At 54.7% G+C, this 23,229-nt stretch carries 19 protein-coding genes; 12 read left to right on the top strand and 7 right to left on the bottom strand.

What is annotated here, in order from left to right; genetic code table 11:
• Nucleotides 1–240 precede the first annotated feature (240 nt).
• Complete coding sequence (locus A6X21_RS18645; RefSeq protein WP_083233730.1) at nucleotides 241–1,578, top strand: DUF3472 domain-containing protein; 1,338 nt, start codon at nucleotides 241–243, stop codon at nucleotides 1,576–1,578.
• 270 nt (nucleotides 1,579–1,848) lie between these two features.
• Here A6X21_RS18645 and A6X21_RS18650 read toward each other — a convergent pair whose 3' ends face one another.
• Nucleotides 1,849–2,181 (bottom strand): hypothetical protein, encoded by a 333-nt coding sequence (locus A6X21_RS18650; protein WP_068851059.1) that lies wholly within the window; start codon nucleotides 2,179–2,181, stop codon nucleotides 1,849–1,851.
• A 781-nt stretch (nucleotides 2,182–2,962) separates the two neighbouring features.
• The gene (gene mscL, locus A6X21_RS18665) at nucleotides 2,963–3,394 is read right to left on the bottom strand and encodes a large-conductance mechanosensitive channel protein MscL (protein WP_068851068.1); all 432 of its coding nucleotides are present in this window, start codon (nucleotides 3,392–3,394) and stop codon (nucleotides 2,963–2,965) included.
• A 426-nt stretch (nucleotides 3,395–3,820) separates the two neighbouring features.
• Between mscL and A6X21_RS18670 the strand changes: the two genes are divergently transcribed.
• The 7 genes from A6X21_RS18670 (at nucleotide 3,821) to A6X21_RS18700 (ending at nucleotide 13,328) form a co-directional block, all read left to right on the top strand.
• A complete protein-coding gene (locus tag A6X21_RS18670; RefSeq protein WP_068851071.1) occupies nucleotides 3,821–4,252 on the top strand; it encodes a hypothetical protein in 432 nt (143 codons plus the stop codon).
• A gap of 107 nt (nucleotides 4,253–4,359) precedes the next feature.
• Entirely contained in the window at nucleotides 4,360–5,415 is a 1,056-nt protein-coding gene (locus tag A6X21_RS18675; protein WP_131818438.1) for an Ldh family oxidoreductase, read from the top strand.
• Between the two features lie 92 nt (nucleotides 5,416–5,507).
• Nucleotides 5,508–6,629, top strand: a complete 1,122-nt coding sequence (locus tag A6X21_RS18680) for a pyridoxal phosphate-dependent aminotransferase (RefSeq protein WP_068851076.1) — start codon at nucleotides 5,508–5,510, stop codon at nucleotides 6,627–6,629.
• Between the two features lie 80 nt (nucleotides 6,630–6,709).
• Nucleotides 6,710–7,609: an ABC transporter permease gene (locus A6X21_RS18685; RefSeq protein WP_068851079.1), complete on the top strand. Its 900-nt coding sequence runs from the start codon at nucleotides 6,710–6,712 to the stop codon at nucleotides 7,607–7,609.
• 353 nt (nucleotides 7,610–7,962) lie between these two features.
• Nucleotides 7,963–10,716, top strand: coding sequence for a pyruvate dehydrogenase (acetyl-transferring), homodimeric type (aceE, locus tag A6X21_RS18690; protein ID WP_205847498.1), 2,754 nt, complete (start codon nucleotides 7,963–7,965; stop codon nucleotides 10,714–10,716).
• A gap of 84 nt (nucleotides 10,717–10,800) precedes the next feature.
• The gene (locus A6X21_RS18695; protein ID WP_068851082.1) at nucleotides 10,801–12,078 is read left to right on the top strand and encodes a 2-oxo acid dehydrogenase subunit E2; all 1,278 of its coding nucleotides are present in this window, start codon (nucleotides 10,801–10,803) and stop codon (nucleotides 12,076–12,078) included.
• Between the two features lie 368 nt (nucleotides 12,079–12,446).
• A complete protein-coding gene (locus A6X21_RS18700; protein WP_068851085.1) occupies nucleotides 12,447–13,328 on the top strand; it encodes a LysR family transcriptional regulator in 882 nt (293 codons plus the stop codon).
• Between the two features lie 42 nt (nucleotides 13,329–13,370).
• Here the strand turns inward: A6X21_RS18700 and A6X21_RS18705 are convergent, their stop codons facing one another.
• Complete coding sequence (locus A6X21_RS18705) at nucleotides 13,371–13,814, bottom strand: SRPBCC family protein (protein ID WP_068851088.1); 444 nt, start codon at nucleotides 13,812–13,814, stop codon at nucleotides 13,371–13,373.
• Nucleotides 13,815–13,905: 91 nt separating this feature from the next.
• The gene (locus A6X21_RS18710) at nucleotides 13,906–15,087 is read right to left on the bottom strand and encodes a sialate O-acetylesterase (protein ID WP_240490324.1); all 1,182 of its coding nucleotides are present in this window, start codon (nucleotides 15,085–15,087) and stop codon (nucleotides 13,906–13,908) included.
• A gap of 357 nt (nucleotides 15,088–15,444) precedes the next feature.
• Here A6X21_RS18710 and A6X21_RS18720 point away from each other — a divergent pair, with 357 nt between their 5' ends.
• Complete coding sequence (locus A6X21_RS18720) at nucleotides 15,445–15,858, top strand: SRPBCC family protein (RefSeq protein WP_068851094.1); 414 nt, start codon at nucleotides 15,445–15,447, stop codon at nucleotides 15,856–15,858.
• 188 nt (nucleotides 15,859–16,046) lie between these two features.
• On the opposite strand, the gene A6X21_RS18725 is transcribed toward A6X21_RS18720, so the two are convergent.
• Nucleotides 16,047–18,149: an ATP-dependent helicase gene (locus A6X21_RS18725; protein ID WP_083233731.1), complete on the bottom strand. Its 2,103-nt coding sequence runs from the start codon at nucleotides 18,147–18,149 to the stop codon at nucleotides 16,047–16,049.
• A 95-nt stretch (nucleotides 18,150–18,244) separates the two neighbouring features.
• The gene (locus A6X21_RS18730) at nucleotides 18,245–18,685 is read right to left on the bottom strand and encodes an acyl-CoA thioesterase (protein WP_068851097.1); all 441 of its coding nucleotides are present in this window, start codon (nucleotides 18,683–18,685) and stop codon (nucleotides 18,245–18,247) included.
• Nucleotides 18,686–19,048: 363 nt separating this feature from the next.
• Between A6X21_RS18730 and A6X21_RS18735 the strand changes: the two genes are divergently transcribed.
• Both A6X21_RS18735 and A6X21_RS18740 read left to right on the top strand, forming a co-directional pair.
• Nucleotides 19,049–19,489 carry a hypothetical protein gene (locus A6X21_RS18735; protein ID WP_068851099.1) on the top strand — a complete coding sequence of 147 codons (441 nt, stop codon included), beginning with the start codon at nucleotides 19,049–19,051 and terminating at the stop codon, nucleotides 19,487–19,489.
• 91 nt (nucleotides 19,490–19,580) lie between these two features.
• On the top strand, nucleotides 19,581–20,501 hold the full coding sequence (locus tag A6X21_RS18740) for a hypothetical protein (protein WP_240490325.1): 921 nt from the start codon (nucleotides 19,581–19,583) through the stop codon (nucleotides 20,499–20,501).
• 352 nt (nucleotides 20,502–20,853) lie between these two features.
• Here A6X21_RS18740 and A6X21_RS18745 read toward each other — a convergent pair whose 3' ends face one another.
• On the bottom strand, nucleotides 20,854–21,330 hold the full coding sequence (locus tag A6X21_RS18745) for a hypothetical protein (protein ID WP_068851106.1): 477 nt from the start codon (nucleotides 21,328–21,330) through the stop codon (nucleotides 20,854–20,856).
• 880 nt (nucleotides 21,331–22,210) lie between these two features.
• Here A6X21_RS18745 and A6X21_RS18750 point away from each other — a divergent pair.
• Nucleotides 22,211–23,044, top strand: a complete 834-nt coding sequence (locus A6X21_RS18750; RefSeq protein ID WP_165603862.1) for a DUF1223 domain-containing protein — start codon at nucleotides 22,211–22,213, stop codon at nucleotides 23,042–23,044.
• The last annotated feature ends 185 nt before the right edge of the window (nucleotides 23,045–23,229 follow it).

A 23,229-nucleotide genomic window follows, 5' to 3' on the forward strand; every position in this document is an offset into this window, starting at 1 on the left:
TTTTGATCGACTGCATTTTCAGAATCGATTGTGTGGCCGTTGTCGTTCAATTCTATATTCCAAGCGATTGGTAAACGTCTTCCCACCGCCATGAATCTTTTGGCACAAGAAAAATCTCCATCTTCTTTTCAAAACGAACACTCACGTAAAGTCAAAACAATTGATCTTATGTCCCTTCCTGTCGGCCGAATGGTTGACACCTGGCGCGCTTTCGCCCCATGATTTCGTCATCAGGTTTCCATGAGCGAATTCAAGGGGAGAAATGCCGTGCTGCGATGTTTTCTAATGGGCTGTGCTCTACTCACCTGGAGTACCCTAGGAACCTGGAGCAACGTGGGGGCCTTGGCCCAGGCCTCCGAATGGCAAATCCCGGTGGCGGGGAACATCTATTCGATTGACCCGGAGCATGAAGTCCGTATCTCCCGGCGTGGCAGCAACTTCTCCTGGTCGAATGCCGGCGACCGTTACTCCATCTACTTTCGCGTCGATCAGCCGGCCGAAGTCGAATTGTCACTGAATGCACTGATTCCCGAGGGAACTTCACGCCTGCTCGTCTCTTCGGGTGACCAGAAATGGAACATCACGCTCACCGGCAACGAACTTAAGAACCATGTGGTCGGGAAGCTCAAAATCACCGAGCCAGGGTATGTCCGTGTTGATCTCCAGGGCGAAGCACGCGCGGGCAAAGTCTTTGCAGAAATCGCCAATGTTGTCGTGACCAGCGAAACACCGGGGCTCAAGGTCGAGTATGTCCGCAATAACGAAGGGAATATGTTCTACTGGGGCCGCCGGGGGCCTTCGGTTCATCTCACGTATCAGATGCCCAAAGAAATCAAGGCTCAGTACGGCTACAGCGAACTCACTGTGCCCGCTGGCCAGGATACGATGGGTTCGTACTTCATGGCCAATGGATTTGGTGAAGGATACTTCGGTATTCAAGTCAACGGGCCCAACGAGCGGCGAGTGCTCTTTTCCATTTGGAGTCCCTTTAGCACCGATAACCCGAAGGATATTCCCGAAGATCAACGGATTGTCAAACTCGCTTCGGGAGCGAATGTCCGCGTGGGTGAGTTTGGCAATGAAGGTTCGGGCGGACAAAGTTTTATGGTCTATCCCTGGAAGGCAGACGTCACTTACAGCTTTCTGACCGAAGTGAAACCTGATGGGCCGGACAGCACCCTTTACACCTCGTGGTTTTGCGAAAAAGACAAGCAGGATTGGAAGCTCATGGCCAGCTTCCGACGACCGAAAACTCAGACCTATCTGAAGCGGTTCCACTCTTTCCTGGAGAACTTTAACCCCAGCTATGGGCATAAAACCCGCGGGGCTCTGTATGGAAACGTGTGGGTCTGCGATGTCGATGGCCAGTGGCACGAATGCACTCAGGCCCGCTTCAGTGTGGATCCCACAGGCGGCGGCAGACATCGGCTCGATTACAACGGCGGCGCCAAAGGGACACAGTTTTTCATGTCCAACTGCGGCTTCTTTAACGAGACCGGCAAAGTGGGCGAGATCTTTACTCGCGAATCCACCGCAGACCAGAAGCCCGCGATCAAGTTCGACGAACTCCCCCGCTAGTAATCCGTAGCAAGCTGGCAAGCAATCCCCCAAGCCACCCTCTGGAACCCTCGACAGCGTTCAGCAAGCACCACTCTGGAACCCTCGCCCACGTCTTCGTGGGAGAGGGCAGGGTGAGGGTTTTCTCCGTCTTGTTTCGTACAAGATATGACACATCAAAGTAGCGTTGTAGGGTGGATGAAGGCTCTGCGTAATCCACCAGAACATATCTCATCACCCAGACGTTCAAAGCCACGGCTGTTTCACAAGTGAATTGTATTCCACTTCGACTTATTCAGCGGCGCGAAAAAGAAATAGAATCCATCCAATGATCGTGAGTAAAAAACCTAGAACACAGCCATAATCCAAAAAGAAACCTATCCACCAGACTGATGACAATCCGAGCTGTGGATAGAGCCAGAACCCGGAAGCCAGCAGGGTTCCTCCCATCAGCGGAACCCAGGAGGGAGTATGCTGCCTCAATACCCATGCTTGCCATGCTACCATCCAGTTTAGCGCAGAGATCCAACACCCGGCGACCAGAAATAGAATACCGATCGCGCCTTGGAGTGTCGTAGATATCTCGTTACCTTTCAGAGGCCAATCAAAGAAATCAGAACTCATTGTCTCAGCACCTTCTGGAGCTATCCACGCGGCAATCCCCAAAACACGAAGAGTGGGAAGAGCAGACAGATTCTATTTTACACTCGGTCGGATCCATGCAGAGTGCTGCTTGTGACTCTCGCCACACAGTCCTCTTCCTCCAACAAGACATTCAAAGCCACGTCTGAGCCACCGGGTTGCGGGATTCTGGGTTGGCCATAGAAAGTGATCCACAGATGAAATGGCTGCATGATGTCACACATCATATTCCAGATTTTTGCCTTTTGGAGTGCGACCAATTCAAATCCGTCACATTTCTTCAACAACCTTCCGGCATAGAAATCACGGCACAAATCCGATGGCATGACAAGATGCTTGTCACGCTTGTCTTTCGGGAGGTCTCGAACGTACGTCTGAATTGGGCGGGAGGCCTAAAGATCGAGGAGCCATTTATTGATTACCTCAGTGACTCCGACTCCTATTTCTTCCATGACGAACTGACAAGATCTTACTGGCGGTGTAAGCAAATTACCTTTCTCGGTGTTGAGCCAGCAGCCATATAGGATGAGTTAAGGCTTTGCCCAACCCACCAATGTTTCTGGGAAGCATGGCTCATACACGCGACCGCATCCATTCTGCGTTCTAAGGAGTGTTTCTTGTGACTGCCGTCACCCAGACGTGCAAAGCCACGTCTGGGCCACCCGGGATTTGCCTTTTCCTTTCCTCCCTTCCCGCCTTCCTCCCTTCTTTCCTTCCAGCCTTCTCCCCTTCCCCAAACCAGCCGGCTTTGCGGCGTCAGCGATTATTCGTTCTCACGCGTGGTCGACTGGGCTTTGAGGAGATCGCGGATTTCCATCAGCAGTTCCTGATCGCGGGTTGGGACGGGTGGTGCCGCCTCTTCCGCCGCCTGTTTGCGTTTCAGTGAATTGATCCCCTTGAGCACCATGAACAGCACCATGGCAATGATCACAAAATCAAAGACGGATTGCAGGAACAGACCATAGCTGATCGGGACATAGGCCACTTCCCCGGCTGCCACTGCAGGAACGGGAATGTTGATCGAGAGCTTGCTGAAGTCTGCCCCTTTAAGCAGTGCTCCAATGGGTGGTGTGATAATGTTCTTCACCAGCGAAGTGACAATACTGGTAAAGGCCGCTCCCGTGACGATCCCCACAGCCATATCGATCACATTGCCACGCATGGCAAACTCTTTGAATTCCTGGATGAGACCCATCGTTCACCTCGTCATGAATATCTGAGAAAAGATTCGCCAGCCGGAATGGCAGTAGCGATGACCCGGGCACTCTACCCGTTACCTGACCCCGATGCATTACAAGATTTGTGGATGACAAAACCCGTCGGGTGATTCCGTGCGAGGCCATGTTTCAGGGTGTCTGGAATTGAGATGTCGTGATTCGCACATGGATCAACCCCCTTCGTCAGCGCTGCCGCCAGAGGTTTTGGCTAGAATACGACGCTGTACAAAATCCGGGTTTTCAAAACGCTGTATGTGCCATGCTTGCGGCTCTGAGCAAGCATGCTGGACAGGTTCTCAGCGCGTCATGGATTTCCGGAATGAGTATTCGCCACATCGATCGACTGATCGAAGTTTGCCACGCCCACTGGTTTGAATCGCGGCTTCGAATTCTGGATGCCTTGCATGTCGAATAACAAAAAACTGCTGATCGCCTTCGGTGTGGCCATGGCGTCGTTTGCGGTCGTCGTCGCCATCACTCTTTCAGCCGGAACGTTAAAACCGATTCTACCTCAGCCAGAACAATTGATTTTCGAGATTGAAGGGGAAGGAAGTCTCGAAAGCAGCCAGAGTTTTCAAGCGCCCGACAACTGGCAGTTGCGCTGGGATTTTGATGGCCCCGATAAGTACGCTACGGTCCTGGACATGATCCGCTGGACGAATTCCGAGGGGAAATCGAACGAAGTCGTCGCCATGCACCGCAAGCCGATCCGCACCGGTAGCGGCGTTTATATCGGCCAAGGGGGCGAGTACCGCCTGTCTGTCAAAGGCAAAGGCCCCTGGAGAATTCGGGCCTACCGCTTCGATCCACTCGACAAAACCGCCTCAGGTCAGTGAGAATAGGCAAACCCTGTGCCTGGAAAGAGATCTCTGCTCGTTGGTCGGTGGAACTCGTTGGTCGATCGAACTTCAGTGCCGGTTGGAACTCAGAAAGCAACATTCCCATGAATCATGCCTCCAACCCCCCTGATCCTGTGGTGCGGCCAGAAGTCTGTGCGGTCGAAACCGTTTCTCTTCAAGTAGCTGATGTCCAGCAATCGATCCTGAAAGTTCTCACCCGGCAAGGGTTGTTCGGAGCCGATTCGCAGCATGTGATCGACTATGTCTTTTCACCCTGGTTGCCTGCCTGGGGTGGGCTCCATCTCCCCTACCTGTCGTCGATGGTACGAGCGATGGATCTGGGGGAAATTGATCCCCGCGGTCGCATTTTGACTGTGCGCGATCAGCCATCGCTGGTTCATCTCGATGGCAGTCGCGCGGCAGGGCCAGTGGCGATGGCCTATGCGACAGAACTGCTGGTGGAAAAGGCAAAGGCCACCGGCATTGCCGGAGCCATCATTCGCAATAGCTCGGCCATTGATCGACCAGAAGCTGTCGTCGCCACTCTGGCACATCGCGGGTTGATTGGCTTTATGGTCTCGAGTACAGGCCGGGCCGAGTTCAGCCCGGTGGGAGATCGCACGCCGCGAGTGGCAGGGCATCGCAGTGCCTGGTGCTTGCCAGCCGCGAGCAGTCTGACTCTCATTTCAACACAGGTGGCGAGTCTCGATTCGCTCATGCTGCTCGACCCGGCACAAACCGAGGGCCAACCTGCGGCAGATCTGGCGTTTGATAAAGAAGGTCAGCCGGCCCGAAGCTGGAACTCCGCTCGCACATTCAGTTTGTTAACGGGTGAGCATGATCTGCAGTACGGCCTGCTATGTGGTCTGCTTCTGGCGGCACTGAGCGATGGTCGCTTACCCACGGAACGAGCCAAGAAATCCCCTTTCGGCGATGATTCCGAACATCTTCTGCTGGCGATCGAGCCTTCCAGTGAAATGGCTGAACGCTTCCCGCCCGAGCGGCTTGCCGCCTTTGTCAGTTCGATGAAGCACCCGCGTGCCATTCAGCAACTTGAAAAGTCACCCACGTTACCAGCCACGATTGAAGTCCCTTTGGCCCACCAGCAGATGTGGATTGAACTTCTCGATGAACAGCGGATCGAACATCCCTGGAAATAGCGCTGCAAACGTGGCCTTCAGGCAACAACACAGTTTTCCTCATCGCCTCCTGTATTCTGGTGATGAACTCGAAATAGGAATTTGAGCCCACAATGAGCGAACAATGGATTTCGGATCGTTTGCGCAAGATCGATGCCTCGGGAATCCGCAAGGTTTTCGATCTGGCAGCCACGATGAAGAACCCGATCAACCTGAGCATCGGGCAGCCCCATTTCGACACCCCGGAGAATGTCAAACTGGCACTCAAGGCGGCAGTCGATGCCGGTAAAAATGTCTACAGCCAGTCGCAAGGGATCAAGCCCCTGCTCGAAACCTTGAATGCCAGTGTCCAGGCCGAATACCACGATCCCGATCGTGAAGTCTTCGTCACCAGTGGCACCAGTGGCGGCCTCATGCTGACTTTGATGACACTGGTCAATCCGGGCGAAGAAGTGATTGTCTTCGACCCTTATTTCGTCATGTACAAGCACATTGTCACGCTCTGTGGCGGCGTTGTGAAGCTGATTGATACCTACCCTGATTTCCGGATTGATCTGGAAAAGGTCGAAGCAGCCATCACTCCGCAAACCAAAGTGATCATCTGCAATTCGCCAGGGAATCCGACGGGTGCTGTCGCCACAGCGGCAGAACTGAAAGGTCTCGCCGAACTGGCAGCCCGCCATAACGTCGCTCTCTTGAGTGATGAGATCTATCGCGCGTTTCAATACGACGATGAGTTCGTCAGCCCGGCGAAGTGGAATCGTGAAACGATTGTAATTGATGGCTTCAGCAAATCGCACTCGATGACCGGGTTACGACTCGGGTTTGCCCATGGCCCGCGGGAACTGATTCAGCAGATGATCAAGCTGCAGCAGTTTACCTTCGTCTGTGCCCCGCAGCCTGTGCAGTGGGCCGGTGTGGAAGCCTGGACAACCGACATCACGGACCGCGTCGCCGATTACAAACGCAAGCGGGATTTTATGGTGCGCGAACTCAGCCCGTACTTTGAAATTCACGGCGCTCAGGGAGCCTTCTATCTCTTTTTGAAAGCCCCTTGGGGAACAGGGAGCACGTTTGTCGCAGAAGCCATTCGAAATGAGCTGCTGATCATTCCCGGCAACGTCTTCAGCCAGCGGGATACCCACTTCCGCATCTCGTTTGCGACAGAAGACGCCACACTCCAGCGAGGGGTGGAAGTTCTTCAGCGTTTAGCCAAAATGAAACCACCGCAATAACTGACGGCCTGAACTGACAATTCTGCGGCTGTGAGATTTCTTGAGCGACCTGTCATTATTCGTACGATCTGTGAGTTTTCATGTCTTTGCCTACCACCAATTCTGGAGCAATACCGGCAAGCGTGCAGGCTCATGAGCGCTCATGGTCTGCCGAATGGCTCGCGCAATGGCGTTTGCGCTGGTTCATTCTGCGGACGAGCATTGAGGAGCGTCTGGCCTATCGCGGTGATTTTGCCTTTGCGACACTCATTCGCTTTCTGCCGATTATCACGCAGATCTTTTTGTGGAGTGCGATTTTTGATGCGCAATCGGCGAATGATTCCCGGAAGATCAATACCTACACTTATGCCGATATGGTGGCCTATTTTCTGCTGGTGATGCTGGGTCGCGCCTTCAGCAGTATGCCGGGCCTGACGACCGGGATTGCCCGCGATGTGCGGGATGGCACGATTAAGAAATTTCTCACACAGCCTGTTGATCTGGTCGAGTTTCTGTTCTGGCACCGGGCCGCACACAAGCTGGTTTATTACGCCGTCGCCGCTGGGCCCTTTGCGCTGGTCTTCTGGCTTTGCCGGGCTTATTTCCCTGGCTGGCCCGATGCGGCCACCTGGGCAACGCTGGTCGCTTCGCTCGTGCTGGCATTTCTGCTGGGGTTTCTCATGGAAACGCTATTGGGCCTCTGCTCATTCTGGTTTCTGGAAGTGAGTTCGCTGGTCTTTGTCTACATGCTGCTCAATTACATTTTGAGTGGGCACATGATTCCCCTCGACTGGCTCCCAGGAACATTCGGCCAGATCGTCCAGTGGTTGCCCTTTAAATATCTGGCCTACTTTCCTGCCGCAGTCGCCTTGCAGCGGTACTCTCACGAAGAAATGGCGCTGGAACTGCTGGCGGCATGTGGCTGGTGTCTCTTTTTGTGGGCCCTGGTGCGCCTGGCATTTTATTTTGGTGCACGCAGATACAGTGCTTACGGGGCTTAAGGCGGCATTTTGCGAGGAATGCGGCCTTGTCAGCCCTGAAATCAGGCTGTTTTTGAACCAGAAGCCTGTTTGTTGCGTTGACTAAGCTGTCGCTGCTCTGTTCTGGTGAACACCAGATCCTGTTCTCCCGGCTTTGCCAGATTCGCAGAGAATCGTCATAATTTGCCAGACAGTCCGCCTGTTCCTCACTGTGCGGACTGGGGCCTCTCCGTTACGATCAAGAAGATTACAAACCAGATCACATCAGTCATTCGATATGGGCGGCGATCCCTTCTTCGTTCTAAGGGGATCACTGCTGGAAGTTTGTGGCCGGTTGGCATGGCCTGTCACAACGACTCGGGAGTACGACACACATGGCGGGTATGATGACAGATTCGAGCCGTTCCGCAGCTTCTAACGGACATGCTGTTTCCGAATCTCAAACAGAGTTAGGCGAACTCCCTGCGGTAGGGCTGGATACCGATGAACTGGCCGAGTGGTATGAATCACTCGATGATGTCTTCCATCGTTATGGGCCGGAAGAAGTTCGCGCTCTGTTGCTCGAATTGCAGCAGCGGGCTTCAGCCAAAGGTGTTACGGGTACTGCCAGCCTGACGACTCCTTATATCAATACGATTCCCGCAGATGCTGAGCCGAGCTATCCGGGCGACCGCAAGATCGAACGCAAGATTCGCTCGATTGTCCGCTGGAACGCGATGGCCATGGTCGTACAGGCGGCGCGCAGTGGCACGAGTGTCGGCGGCCACATTTCGACATTTGCCTCTTCCGCGTGCCTGGTAGAAACCGGGTTCAACCATTTCTTTCATGCTCCTTCAAAGTCGCACACTGGCGACTTTGTTTATTTTCAAGGACATGCTTCGCCAGGCGTCTATTCGCGAGCTTTCGTGGAAGGCCGTCTCGACGAAAGCCATCTGAAAAACTTCCGCCGCGAATTGCCTCGAGGCCAGGGTCTTTCATCGTATCCGCATCCGTGGCTGATGCCTGACTTCTGGCAATTCCCCACGGTTTCAATGGGTTTGGGGCCACTCTGCTCGCTCTATCAGGCCCGTTTCCTCCGTTATCTGCAGCATCGCGGCCTGCTCGATACCAGCCAGTCGCGCGTCTGGTGCTTTATTGGCGATGGTGAAGTCGATGAGCCCGAAACTCTGGGTGCCATCACTCTGGGGGCTCGCGAACATCTCGATAACGTCACCTGGGTCATCAACTGCAACCTGCAGCGTCTCGACGGCCCGGTCCGTGGCAACGGGAAGATTATTCAGGAACTCGAAGGCCTCTTCCGGGGTGCCGGGTGGAATGTCCTCAAGGTTATCTGGGGTGCTGACTGGGATCCCATTCTCGCCAATGATGAATCGGGCCAGCTCAAAAAACGCATGCTCGAAATCGTCGATGGTCAGTTCCAGAAGTATGTGGTCGAATCGGGCAGCTATATCCGGCAGGATTTCTTCGGCAAGAATCCCGAACTCCTCAAACTCGTGGAGCATTTGAGCGACGACCAGATCAAGGCTCTCCGTCGTGGTGGCCACGACGCCCAGAAGGTCTACACCGCTTACCATGCGGCAGTGAATCACAAGGGTGTCCCCACGGTCATTCTGGCCCATACCATCAAGGGCTACGGCCTGGGCGAATCTGCGGAAGGCAAGAACACCACACACCAGCAGAAGAAACTCGAAGAAGACGATCTGCTCAAGTTCCGCACACGCTTTGAACTGCCACTTTCGGACGAAGAGGCCAAGGCCGCCAAGTTCTACAAGCCAGATCCTTCGAGCCCCGAAGTCAAATACATGCTCGAACGGCGAAAAGAACTGGGGGGTTTCCTCCCCGTTCGCAAGCCGACGAGCGAACGACTCACAATTCCTTCGTTCGATCAGTTCCAGACAGCACTCAAAGGGAGCGTGGGCAAAGAATGGTCCACGACCATGGTTCTCGGCAGGATCATGGGCTGGCTTTGCACCGACAAGAATGTCGGTAAACGCATTGTGCCCATCATCCCCGATGAAGCCCAGACGTTCGGGATGCATACCCTCTTTGCCCAGGTGGGGATCTACAGCAGCAAAGGCCAGCAGTACACACCTGTTGATGCAGGCCAAATGGTCTGGTATCGCGAAGAAACCAACGGCCAGATTCTGATGGAAGGGATCAACGAGGCCGGGGCCATGTCGTCATTCGTGGCGGCTGGAACGGCGTATGCCAACCTTGGCCTGAACATGATCCCCTTCTACGTCTACTACTCGATGTTCGGCTTCCAGCGAGTTGGCGATCTCATCTGGCTGGCCGGCGATTCCCGCGCCAAGGGCTTCCTGTGCGGTGGAACTTCAGGCCGCATTTCGCTCAACGGCGAAGGTCTGCAGCATCAGGATGGACACTCACAGCTCATTGCTTCGAGCGTACCGAACCTCCTGGCCTACGATCCGGCCTTTGGCTATGAAGTGGCGGCGATCGTTCAGGATGGCATGCGCCGCATGTATGCCGAAGACGAGAACATTTTCTATTATCTCTCGGTCTACAACGATGGGTCTTTCCCCATGCCCGCAATCCCTGCCGGCGTGACACAGGAAATGATCTGTGCTGGCCTGTATCCCTTAGAGCCAGGCGTCACCGCCAAGAAGCGGGCTCACCGGCCACAGCTGCTGGGGAGCGGGCCGATCATGCAATATGTGCTCAAAGCCAAGCAGATCCTCTCGGAAAAGTATGGCGTGGAGTCAGATGTCTGGAGTGTGACCAGCTACAACGAACTGAAGCGCAATGCTCAGGCTGTGGCACGCTGGAACGCTCTCCATCCCGATAAGAAACCTAAGCAGAGCCATATTGATCAGGTGACGGCGGGAGTCACTGGCCCCTTCATCTCGGCCAGTGAAAACGTTCAACTCGTGGCTGAGCAGATTCGGCAATATCTCCCTGGGCGGTACACCGTTCTGGGTTGCGACGGCTTTGGTCGCAGCGAAGCTCGCGAAGTGCTGCGTCGCCATTTCGAAGTCGATGCCGAATGCATCGTCTTTGCGGCTCTGTCGGCTCTGGCCAAGGACGGGCACTTTGATGCCAAGCGATTGCCCAAGGTGCTTCAGGAACTCGGTATCGATCCCGAAAAGGTCGATCCCGCCACGGCATAAACTCTCAGCCTGATAGACGGTCTTCTGTAACGTAAACACGACTAGCTTTATTCCTGACTATTGCGCGAAAGCGGGTTCTCTTCCATGAGTGTTGAATTCAAGCTGCCTCAGTTGGCGGAAGGTATCGACAGTGCAGATATCGCACAGATCCTGATCTCGGCTGGCGATACCATCGAAGCCGGCAAGATCGTCATGGAACTGGAGACCGATAAAGCTGTCATGGAGCTGGCTTGCCCCCATGCGGGCAAGATCGGCAAGATCCACGTCAAACCTGGCGAAACGATCAAAACCGGTCAGTTACTCCTGAGCATTGAAGCGTCCGGAGCCAGTAACGGAACATCGGCCAAGCCTGCAGCGCCAGCCTCCTCTTCCAGTGCTCCCGCAGCGCCAGCGAAGGCCGCTCCTGCTGCACCAGCGAAAGCCGCACCAGCCCCTGCTGCCGTGGCTGCACCGGCTCGATCAACCGTCGAGATTCCCATTGCTGCCGGCCCGGCCACACGCCGCCTGGCTCGCGAACTGGGCATGCAGCTCGAACGTCTGCGTGGCACTGGCCCTGGTGGTCGCATCACTCAGGAAGATGTGGCTCGCGCCTACGCTGCCCAGCAAGGGGGCGGCGGTGGTGGTGTCGTCGCTCCGCCACTCCCCGATTTTTCTCAGTATGGCCCGATCACTTCTCAGGCTCTCACCAAGCTGCAGAAGACCAGTGCCAATAATCTGTCGGCAGCGTGGCAACTCATTCCTCATGTGACTCAGCACGATCTCGCTGACATCACCGAAACCGAATCAGCCCGCAAACGATTCCAGGAAGCCGTGGCGAAGGGTGGCCCCAAAGTCACCATGACAGCAGTCGCCATGAAAGCCGCCGTCGCCGCTCTCAAGGCCTTCCCGAACTTCAATTCGAGCATTGATATGTCTCGCGGTGAAGTGATCCTCAAGGGCTATTACAACATCGGTATTGCTGTTGATACTCCCAATGGCCTCGTCGTGCCTGTGGTCCGCGATGTCGATAAGAAGTCGATTCTGCAACTGGCGACCGAGCTGACCGAAATCGCTGAAAAGGCCCGCAATCGCAAGCTCGAAATCAAGGATATGCAGGGCGGTACATTCACCATTACCAACCTGGGTGGCATTGGCGGAACGGCTTTCACACCAATCGTGAACTACCCCGAAGTGGCCATTCTCGGCATGTCGCGCAGCTTCCATCAGTTGCAACTGGTCGATGGCCAGGTCAAAGAACGCCTGATGCTGCCACTCTCGCTCTCCTACGATCACCGCGTGATCAACGGGGCAGATGCCGCCCGGTTTGTCGTCAAGCTGACCAGCCTCCTCAGTGATGCCTTCAAGCTGATGGTCGAGTGCTAATCCACTCGATTGGTTCACCCTGAATACCGACGATTCTGCTGCAGGCGAGGCTCAACCCCTCGCCTGTTTTCTTGAAAACATTCTGCACTCGATCATTTGGATTAGGGAACTGAATAGCAATAGAAGTCTGATGCCCGTCCCTTCGCTGTCTTCGCGCCTTCGCGAGAGACCTCCGAACTTCGAATTATCCTCACGCGAAGCCGCGAAGCACTCCAAGAAATCCCAAGCAGAATTCTTTACAGAGCAAGCCTGCCTTTCCCAACCCTTCCCCACGCCATGAATTACTATAGAGTGTATACTCTCGGCAACATGCCTCTCCCTTTGACAGTCGATTACCCGTCAATCCAGAAGTGAGGAAGGTCAGCCGGATGGAACTTCACCAGTTGCGGTACTTTCTCAAGGCGGCTGAACTCAAAAGCTTCACACTGGCGGCCGCTGAATGTTTCATTTCTCAGCCGTCACTCAGCCAGCAGATCATCAAGCTCGAACAGGAACTGGGGCAGCCCCTCTTTGAGCGTTCGGGCCGAGGTGTTGAGCTCACCGAATCAGGAAAGCTGCTGCAAAGTCGGGCCGGGCAGATTATCTCGCTGGTCGATCAGGCCCGGCGGGAGATCACCGATGATGGTGAGACGGGCCAGCTCACCATCGGTGCGATCCCCACGATTGCGCCGTATCTATTGCCGCAGATTGTCAGTCTGTTTCGTTTGGCCGTGCCGCGGGTGACTCTCAAGATTCATGAAGATGTCACCGAGCAATGTCTCAAGAAGGTTCAGGCAGGTGAATGGGATCTGGCCATTGTGGCTCTTCCGGTACGAATTGAACATCTGGAAGTTGAGCCATTATTTGATGAAGAGCTATGGCTGGCGGTCCCTCCGGGGCATCGACTGTCACAATTGTCAGAAGTTCCTTTTGAAGAGATTGATCGGGAAACATTACTGCTGTTAGGTGAAGCTCATTGCCTGACGGAGCACGTCGCACAGTATTGCCGCCGGAAAGATACGACACCTCTGGAAACGGGCCGCCTGGCTCAACTGACCACCATTATGGAGCTCGTCAGCCGGGGGCAGGGTGTGAGCTTTATTCCGAACATGTGCAAGGAGTTCGATCGTGAAGGCCGCTGCGCCTATCGCCCACTCGCAGGAGACCGCCCCCAACGGACCATTGCCCTGGTCTGGAACAGCTACCGCTTCCAGACGCTACTATTAAAACGCGCTCTCGAAGTGATTCGCAGCGACTTGCTCAAGTCATAGATAGCTGTTGTGATCGCATGGTATGAATCGATGACTGCCTGTTTAACCAGGAATATCGGGTTCGACCAGCCGGGCAAGCTGGAGCAATGATTCCTGCCACCCCAGATAGCATTTCTCGGGTGGGATTAAATCCGGGATCCCTTCCTGCACGATCTGCAGTTCGGTGCCGACACTCACTTTTGTAAACGTCACGGTTACCTGCATCTCTCCAGACAGATTCGGGTCATCGAAATGGTCTGTATGCTTCAACCGTTCCCCCGGGGCAAGTTCTGTAAACTTAACGGTGAAAAAGTGTGTGTGGCCACTGGCAAAATGTGTGAACGACATCCGATAGCCACCGCCAATTCGAGCATCCATTTCATGGACTTTAGCCGTAAATCCAAACGGTGGCAGCCATTTCGACAGGGCATCTGCGTCGATAAAAGCCTTGTAAACCCGCTCTGGATCTGTTCGCAGTACACGATGAAGGCGGACACTGTTAGTCATAACCAGTTCCTCTCGATCAGTAGTTCACCCCGGGGACGCCTTAACGATTTCACGATCGATTTTCACGAGTGTGAATTCTCAAGGTCGATTGTTACTTCTGCTCTTTCAGCAGCTTGACCATCGCTTCGCCCATTGCCAGACCGACATTCATATAGGTTTTCGCATTGTTGCCATAGTGGGCATTCGAGCTGCTTCCCATGCTCAAGGGGTGCGTGTAGACCGTGGCGACAGTCCCTTGCAGTTCCGGATGTTTCTGCGGGTCGCTGATGGCCAGTTTGGCTTCCAGCAGATACTTTTCATTGCCATTGGGATGGTCACGATCGGTCTGGCCCAGCGTGGCACAAACAAACTTTGCCTGGGGTGCGTTAAACTCTTGGCGAAGTGTGGCAATCAAGTTGACCAGGTTCTGTTCATAGCGGCTGGCATGGCCGGCGTTATACCGGTCTTTATCACCCTGCCACCAGAAGAAGCCCGCAATCTCATACTCTTTCGCCCCGGGGTAATACTTTGGCAGGTCATTAAGAACTTCTTTCGCGCGGGCGATATCGCCATCGAGCTGCAAGCCCGCTTTCCAGTTGATGGCCTTGGGCTCGGTCCCTTTTTCCCACCGATCCGGGCTTTGACCATAACCTGCGTAGATGTAGGTCTTACCGTCTTTAGGATCGACAAATTCATAAGAACTTGAACCTGGCGGTAACAGATCCCAACCGAGGCTTCGATTGCCAATGGCACTCTTCAAGAGCAGTACAGGTTCATCGAGAGCATTCCCCAACTGATGCCCGATCCCCTGCTCGACACCGATTTTGTTGCCCACAGTCAGCCAGGCATTGATGCGAAACTGCGTTTTGCCAGGCCCGCCACTCCCCATCACCGCGACATTCCGGACATCGGCGCGGGTGTTCCATTTTCCCGCATCATCAATCAGAAAGGGATAGAGACCTTCCTGTTTGACGGCATGCTCAAGTGTTCCATCGGTATCACCTGCGACCTTCCCCATTTCGAGCATGTTCGACTGCCCCATGAGAATGAAGACCTTCACAGGTCTGGTCATCTCGGCTGGTCGAGGGTCGGGATCCGGCAGCAGATCATTGACTCCCTGGGCACGTTTGGCCAATTCCTGGGAGTACGCCGTCAGGGAATGACTGATCAAGAACAGGATGGTAAATAACAAGGCACGTCTGGCGAATCGATGGCCCATCATCAGAAGTCTCTCGCAGCAGTTTTTGAAGTGAATTTCTGCTGTCATCAGAAAGCCAGCGGAGTCCAGAAGCAAGAGGGGAATTCCTCGCTTTCACAAATCGTCGATTGCCGATACAGGCGGCATGATGGATGAGCCCCGACGGTTCGAGAAGTTGCCTGGAGCATCGCTTTTTTAAGGGACATGAACTCAGAAAAACTGATGAGGAAGTCACTCGTGCCATGGAACAAAGAGACGATGAACAACCCTTCCATCATCGTGACATCGAAATGCTACGATACCTCAAAGGGTTGTTTTGTATGAATTCAGAAGGAGTCTTTCGTCGGGAAAGCTCCTGCGGATTCCAATAGTCAACGGCGATCTCTAGTATGGAATTCACCCGGTCGTCAATTGCTAGTATTCCACCGGCTATCAGCCAACTGAAAGATCCTCATGAGAATCACCGTTGCCACCACTATTGCTGCCCCCATGGATGCGGTCTGGAAAGCCTACAGCAATCCGGACGATATCGTGCAGTGGAATGCCGCCTCGGACGACTGGCATACGACAAGATCGACAGTCGATTTTCGTCCCGGCGGAAAGTTTTCCTCGCGAATGGAGGCCAAAGACGGAAGCTTCGGCTTTGATTTTGAGGGGACCTACACCACGATCATCACCAACGAGCGCATCGAATATGCCTTTGGTGATCGGCAAGCTGTGGTCGAATTCCAGGAAGTCCCCTCTGGCGTGCATGTCCAGGTCTCCTTTGATAGCGAAGAGACCCACAGTATCGAACAGCAGCGAGATGGCTGGCAGGCGATCTTAAATCGCTTTAAGTTTCATGTCGAGAATCATGTCGCTCGCTGAAGATGGTGCATACCGAAGACTTCATGCGCTAACTGCTTGATCCTCAAGAGAGTCGCTCTAGATCGCGCGAATGGTGGTGAGCGGAACATGGTCCGCACAGCGAAACACTACTACTTTTCCACGCAGACGTGGTGCGAGGGTTTCAAAGGCATGTGCAGGTCGGGCGACTTGCCAACTCGTGACATCGCTTATTCCCACATGCGGCCGATTTTTTTGCGGACATCGGCGGTGGTTAATCCGTTGGCGATGTGGGTTTGACTTGCAGGCTCTTGAATGCGGGGTGTGACGATCTGCCAGGCTGTCAGAATGTCATCGGGCAGAAAGCGGGTGCGCTGGGAGTAGCTGTGGCGGTCTGACTGATTCTTGCCGTGAAAGTAATATCGCTGGGGATGATAAACCTGCAGATGCGTTTTCGCGCGTGTGAGAGCAACATAAAACAGACGGCGCTCTTCTTCGATTTCGCGAGGATTGCGTGTCGCCATATCGGCGGGGATGTTTCCATCAGCCGCATGCAGAACGTAGACGGCATCCCATTCGAGACCTTTGGCGGAATGGATCGTTGAGAGCGTGATCCAGTCTTCATCGAGAAGTGGGTCCTGAGCAAAATCCTGCGTGGAGGTGGGTGGGTCGAGAGTCAGTTCTGCCAGAAATTGACTGCGGGATTCATACCGGGCGGCAATGATTTCGAGTTGTTCAAGATCGCGCAGGCGAGCGGGTGCGTGGTCATACTTCTGTTCTAACAGGGGAGCAAGAAACTGGCGGACCTGTGCGAGTTGCAGGGGAAGAGGAGTTGTAGTTTGACCACCTTTGACCAATGTTCGTAACAGAGCCACAAACACCGGCCAATGAATTTTTGTTGCTGCCGCTGGGGTATGTTCGCGCCAGGGTTCAAAGGCGGAACTCCCTGTACCCAGGCGTTCCGTCAGTTGACGGGCCGTTTTCGGGCCAATCCCGGGGAGCAGCAATAACACACGCAGGGCAGAGACGATATCTCGTGGATTTTCGGCCAGTCTCAGCATGGCCATGGCATCTTTCACATGGGCTGCTTCGACGAACTTCAGCCCGCCAAACTTGATGAACGGAATGTTTCGGCGAGAGAGTTCAATTTCGAGAGTGGCGCTGTGATGCGAAGCGCGAAAGAGGACGGCCTGACCTTTGAGGGAAACCCCCATTTCTCGCAGTTCCAGAATGCGCTCGGCGACCAGAGTGCTCTGTTCGTTGTCGTCGCGGCAATTGACAAGGAGTGGCTTCCCTTGCGGTGGACGGTTGGTCCAGAGCTGTTTCTTGCGGCCTTCGGTCGCCAGTGACATCACGAGATTACTGGCTGCGAGAATCTCGGGAGAGCTGCGATAATTTTGTGAAAGCGTGAGGACATTGGTGCCGGGATATTCCTGATCGAACCGGAGAATGTTCTCAATGGTGGCGGCTCGAAAGGAATAGATCGACTGGGCGTCATCTCCGACGACTGTCAGACCCTGACCATCGGGACGAAGTGCCCGCACAATCTCGCCCTGCAGGGCATTGGTATCCTGATATTCATCGACGAGGACGGCTTTGTATCGCTGCCTTAAAAGCGGGGCAGCCGGGCTGTCCTGCAGGAGTGCCAGCCAGAAGAGGAGGAGATCGTCGTAATCGAGAATCCGCTGCTCTTCCTTTCGCTGGGTGAATAATTGAAACAAGGCTTTGAGCCCGGCCTCATGCTCGACACACCAGGGAAACGTCTCTTTCAGAACGAGGCTTAAGGGCTGACGGGTATTGACGCAGCGGGAATAGATTTCGACACAGGTGCCCTTGAGAGGAAACCGCTTTTCCTGGCGTGTAATGTCGAGTTCCGAGCGTAGCTGGTTCATCAGATCTTCGGCGTCACTGCGATCGAGAATCGTGAATTCAGCATCGAGTCCGAGATACTGGCCGAATTCCCGCAGATGTCTGGTGGCAATGGCATGGAACGTTCCGCCGACAACGTGGCGACCATGAATGCGTGCAATGCCCGGCGACTTTGCAGCCACCGCGAGAAGTTGCTCGACCCGGCGGATCATTTCAGCGGCCGCTCGACGAGTGAACGTCAGCAGCAGGATTTCACCGGGGTCGATCCCCGAAGCAATCAAATGAGCGACCCGATGGACCAGCGTGGTGGTTTTTCCAGTCCCGGCGCCGGCAATGATGAGCAGTGGAGCGGGCCCAGCCTGAGCAGCGGCCCGTTGCTCGGGATTGAGATCCTGCTGCCAGCGGGAAAGATCTGCTACGGGAACTGTTGGAGGGCTGGCTGGCTGTGGGGAATCGGTTGTCATCCGTGAACTCGTGATCGTGACTGTGGGCCTGAATCGATGCACTCAATCCGTCAAGAGTGATCAAACCTGTCTTCGTAACACCTTGGGGCAGCACCTTATGGAGAATCGTTCGCAGTGCCGGCGATATTCACAGCGGGAAGTCGATCGAGATACGAAGGCGGAATCTCTATGGCTTTCAAGGCCCCGTCCTGCATCGTACAGCAGACCGTGGTCATTTCGCCGCTGGCCAGAATTTTGCCATCTCGCGAAAAAACGTAACTCATGGTGAGCGAGCGCGTCGTCTGCCGGATGATGGTGACATCGATGGTGATGACTTCCTCATACCGGGCCGGCGCCCGGTAATCGCATTGGCAAGCCACTCGCGGCCAGCCGATTTCGATCCCTTCGGCCGTCTTCCCTGAAATCTTCAGCCCTAACGAGCGAAAGAATTCGTGCTCGGCCTGTTCCATATACCGGAAGAAATTGGAGAAGTGGACAATTCCGGCCATATCGGTTTCGTAGAACTCCACTCGACGCTGGGTAGAGAAATGCGGCATGGCCAGTTTCTGCCTGAAGGATCCGGAGGGGAAGAGTCGCGAAAGAATATGCCATTTTTTAACAACGCGACTGCATGCAAAACGATTCGATCCCGCGATTTTGCGAAGTCTGCCAGATTTTTGCGAATGATCGGGCTGAAATGAGCAGGCTCAGGAGTCGTGTTTGAACAGCATGTCATCGCGCTTCGAAGAGTGAAAATCATCGTGGAGCGGGACAACCCGTGGAGGGACGTTACAATCAAACTTATCAGGTCGAACAGAGACTGTTGGCGATCATAACGGATCGACAAGTCCTGGTTTGATACGGTGGCTGTTTCATACAGTGGTTGTTGATGATGTCGGTTTTGAACAGGGTGCCGTCGAATGAGTCGATCAGCGAGTGATCTATTTGCCCAGAGAATTCTTGGTGAGATTGACCGGTTGATTCAGTTGGCGGAATCGCAGACGCGCCCGCTGGAAGTAGATCCTTACCATCGCGAGTTGTTTCAGCTTTTCAAGTTGGCTTACGAAGCAGGTTTGACCAGTGGAGAGGCAACGCCCGATCTGTCGGCTGACGGAATCTGTCAGCAACTCGCGGCCATGTGGGGTTTGACCTCGGCGGCGCAGACCTGGCTGACACAGGCGGCTCAGCTCCCTAAGGCTCAACTGACAAGAATGCGCAGTTTGTGGTCTGTCATGCGAATGTGGATGGAGTGGGATTTTGCTCTGTCGAACATTCATCGGGATCTTTCGGCAGAGAACGCTGCTCCGGCAGAGGCCTCGATCGCTGGCGAGCCGGAGTCGGCTGCAGATCCTGTTTCGTGAATCAGGTGATCGCGATGATCGTGTTGAAGATCGCCAATCGGATGGATGTCTGATTTCTGGACTGAATGGAACTGGTGCCAAGATGCCTGCCATGCTGGCTCGGGAAGAATATATCGAGCAGGCTTACTTCTTTCGGACGTTCCGCGAGCGGCTGAAGGAGGATTTGCCCACACAGGAGATTCTCCAGGCACTGCAGGACGAACTGCTTGCTTCAACCAGGCTGCCGATGGCGGTCAATCATCTGCGCACCGAGTTGTTGCACAGTGGTGTGATCTTCACCGGGATGAGGCAACTGGGCCATTACTTCACGTCCTTTCAGGCGTTTGTGATGGAGCAGGCCGAGCAGGAAGGGAGTCGGTTTGATCATTGGCTGGCGCTCGAGATTCTCGAACGGGAAGCCGACTATAAATCGAAAGAGTCGCTCGCTTCGGGATTGTTTGTCTTTCAGTTTGAATCGCTGGCACGCAATCGGCTGGGGTATGATCGCGGCCTCGATGCGATCGCTGGTGATCCGATTTATAACGAAGCCTGGAAGATCTGGATCAAGCGTTTAAGAGCGCTCCTGGGAACTGTCGATTTTGCCGACCTGCTGTATCATCGATCGGAACTGGCGGCTAAGAATCGCGAGAAACAAGCGGCCCAGAAGGCCTCGATCCAACAGCTTTCGCAGCCTGAGGAGAGTGGGACTGAGGCTGCCGACGTGAATTCGAAGTCCAGCCGGGCACCTCAAGGAGAAGAAATTCTCTTCAGCGAGGCGGCTGGACGGATTGCCAAAGCGAATCACGGGAAGGATCCACTCTATCTGTTCGCGGCACTGCAAAGGCAACTGGGATATCCGGCAGTTCCCAAGCCGCAACGTGCTCTCAAGTTGGCACAGACACATCCTGAGCTCGAGATGCGGCTATCGCGTCTTGAACAGCGGTTGCAACTGATGGAGGCCGAGCAATCGGGAAAACTGGATCTCAAGGAGTTTCTCATGAAGCCACCCTCCTTCGGAGACGATCTCGCGTAAGATTTGCGGTGCAGATCCATCTGTTCTGAGATGATGGAGCCAGGGCATCGTGCGAGGCATGCTTGCTCAAAGCCGCTGTCTTTTTCACATAACAGTTACTCAAGGGTGGCCTGGCCAACTCGTGGCCGGGTTTTCGTGCCGTTGCACAACAACAAGAAGCCGCTCCATGCGCGTCCTGTGGCCTTGCAACTCCGTCGGATGACTGGCATCAGATGTCTTCATCGGCCCCCAGCGGCGATGCGTTGCCAGTACGAAGGTATCTGAAAACATGCTTGACGACAGCCTGAGGTCACTCGCCAGCAGGTGCGTACATGCAATGGAAGGTGGGAGCTCTCGTTCCACACTCGGAGGTTCACCCGCGTTCGATTGACACGCCGGCGGGCTGCTTGAGGTCGTGGAGCGTCCAGAAGTCGTCGATCGATTCGAGCGGCTCGGTTTCGTACTGGCCGGGAATCAGCGAAATCTCTCGCCCAGTCTGCTCAGCGAGAAACTCTTCAATATCGGCCCGCGAGATCTCTTTCGCAGGAAACAGTTTGCTCAGCAGACGACGGCCCGGTGATTGTGGTTTCCGCGAGGACTGCGCAGGGACACTCGCCGTCTCTGGCAGATAGATTGCTCCTGTGCTGAAGTCGACGGCAAAAGCAATGACCCCCGGTATGAAAAAGAAGAGCAGACCGACCGCATTGAGCGCGACAACACCCCAGTCGAACCGGCCACTTCTCTGCCCCCGGCGTTCAGGGTAAAGAATCGTCCCGCAACCAGTGGCTGAAGGCGATATCACAGCGACAAAACCCACAAACAACCATTCACGGCGAGTCACAGAGGGCATGACGGTCTTCCAGAGATCTCATCACACGAGGACAGCCCAGCCCCAGGCAATGAAAGGCATTTCGATAAGTGGTGATTGTTAAGGAGAACACAGTCTGGGAAGAGAAAACCTGCCGGCGGCAATTGGAGCAGAGGTGATAGAAGTCACTCAGGTCGGGAACGTCAGGTGTAGGCGAAACCATCGATCGACTCAAGACGAATTGCATCCTCCGTGTGCCACTGCTGGCTCGCCAGAGGTGCTCCTCCCACCATGCCCTCGACATCAGACAAGCGTGGCACGAAGTACCGGGTGAGGGTCTTTCCAATAGATGTGCCTCAGTACAAGGGGCTGCCGCAGGGGCGCCGATTGATTGCCCCAGGCCAGAGATCAGGAAGCATCTCGCGATAAAGCCGCTCGTTGATAGAACGCCCAATACGTGCGAGTCCCCCTCATCCCGGCCTTCTCCCGTCAGAACGGGAGAAGGAGTAAGAAACCCTCGCCCGCGTCTGCGTGGGAGAGGGTGGCACGAAGTGCCGGGTGAGGGTCTTGCCAATGGATGTGCCTCAGTACAAGGGGCTGCAGAAGGGGCGTCGATTGATTGCTCTAGGCCAGAGATGAAAATCAGCCCGCGATGAAGCCGCTTGCTGATTGTTTGCCCAATACGTGCGAGTTCCCCTCATCCCGGCCTTCTCCCGTCAGAACGGGAGAAGGGGCAAAAAAACCTCGCCCACTTCTGCGTTGGCATCGTGCCATCAGCCAGCCATTCAGACCAGATTTCTGCATGATTGTCACTTCCATCCCACCGATCAGATCTGATGAGAGAGAGCGTCAACTGGTCATCACCCGGGAAAGTGCCCGATTGGACAGTTGCCATCGAATTCTCGAAAAAGGAGCCCGATCCATGGGCCGGTTTCATCATCAGAAAAAACTGTTACTGATCCTGATGTTCAGCATCGCGGCCTGGATTTCATTGCGATTTTCCACCATGCCACCAGCCGCTGCCCAGGCTTTGCCATCGCGAAATTTTGCTGTGGTCGAACTTTTTACTTCGGAAGGGTGCAGCAGTTGCCCGCCCGCCGATGAAGTTCTCGCAGGGCTGGTTTCGCAGAATCTCTCACGTTCGTCCGGCGAGGTCATTGCACTGGGCTTTCATGTCGATTACTGGGATCGCCTCGGTTGGAAAGATCCCTTCTCGAGTGCAGCAGCCACCCGTCGCCAGCACGCCTATGCTTCTCAGTTTGGCAATGACCAGGTCTATACTCCACAAATGGTGGTCAACGGTGCGATTGGCTTCGTGGGCTCGAAGAAAACTCTGGCTGAAAAAGCTGTTGAAAGAGCTTTCACGTTAGCGCCACATGTTGCCCTGGCGATCGAACGGGAACCGTCGACTTCATCCTCCACAAAATCATTGAACGTCACGACGAAACTATTGCCGCTCCCTGGCCAGACCGTGGCTGAGAAGTACCAGGTTCTGCTGGCTCTGGTCCAGAAATCAGCGACAACCAACGTCAAGCATGGCGAAAACGGCGGTCTTCAACTCCGGCACGTCAACATTGTCAGGGATTTTGCCGTTCAGGAGACGAAGCCATCGTTCGTCTCGAACCAGTCGATCCGGAATTCATGGAAGTTTCCGCTCCCCGTGGGCGTTTCACTTCAGGAGCTGGAACTGGTCGCGGTCGCTTATGATGCCGAGAGTCATCAGGCAGTCGGGGCGACACGTCAGGCTGTTCAGTGAAGGGCTCGCTTGAGCCCATGAATTCGCACCTCCAAAGTTCAAACATCACTTTTTTCTTCATTACCCTCGCCCGCGTCTTCGTGGGAGAGGGTGGCACGAAGTGCCGGGTGAGGGTCTTGCCAATGGATGTGCCTCAGTACAAGGGGCTGCCGCAGGGGCGTCGATTGATTGCCCCAGGCCAGAGA

Origin of the sequence: Planctopirus hydrillae, from assembly GCF_001707835.1 — a bacterium.
In the GTDB taxonomy this organism is placed as follows: domain Bacteria; phylum Planctomycetota; class Planctomycetia; order Planctomycetales; family Planctomycetaceae; genus Planctopirus; species Planctopirus hydrillae.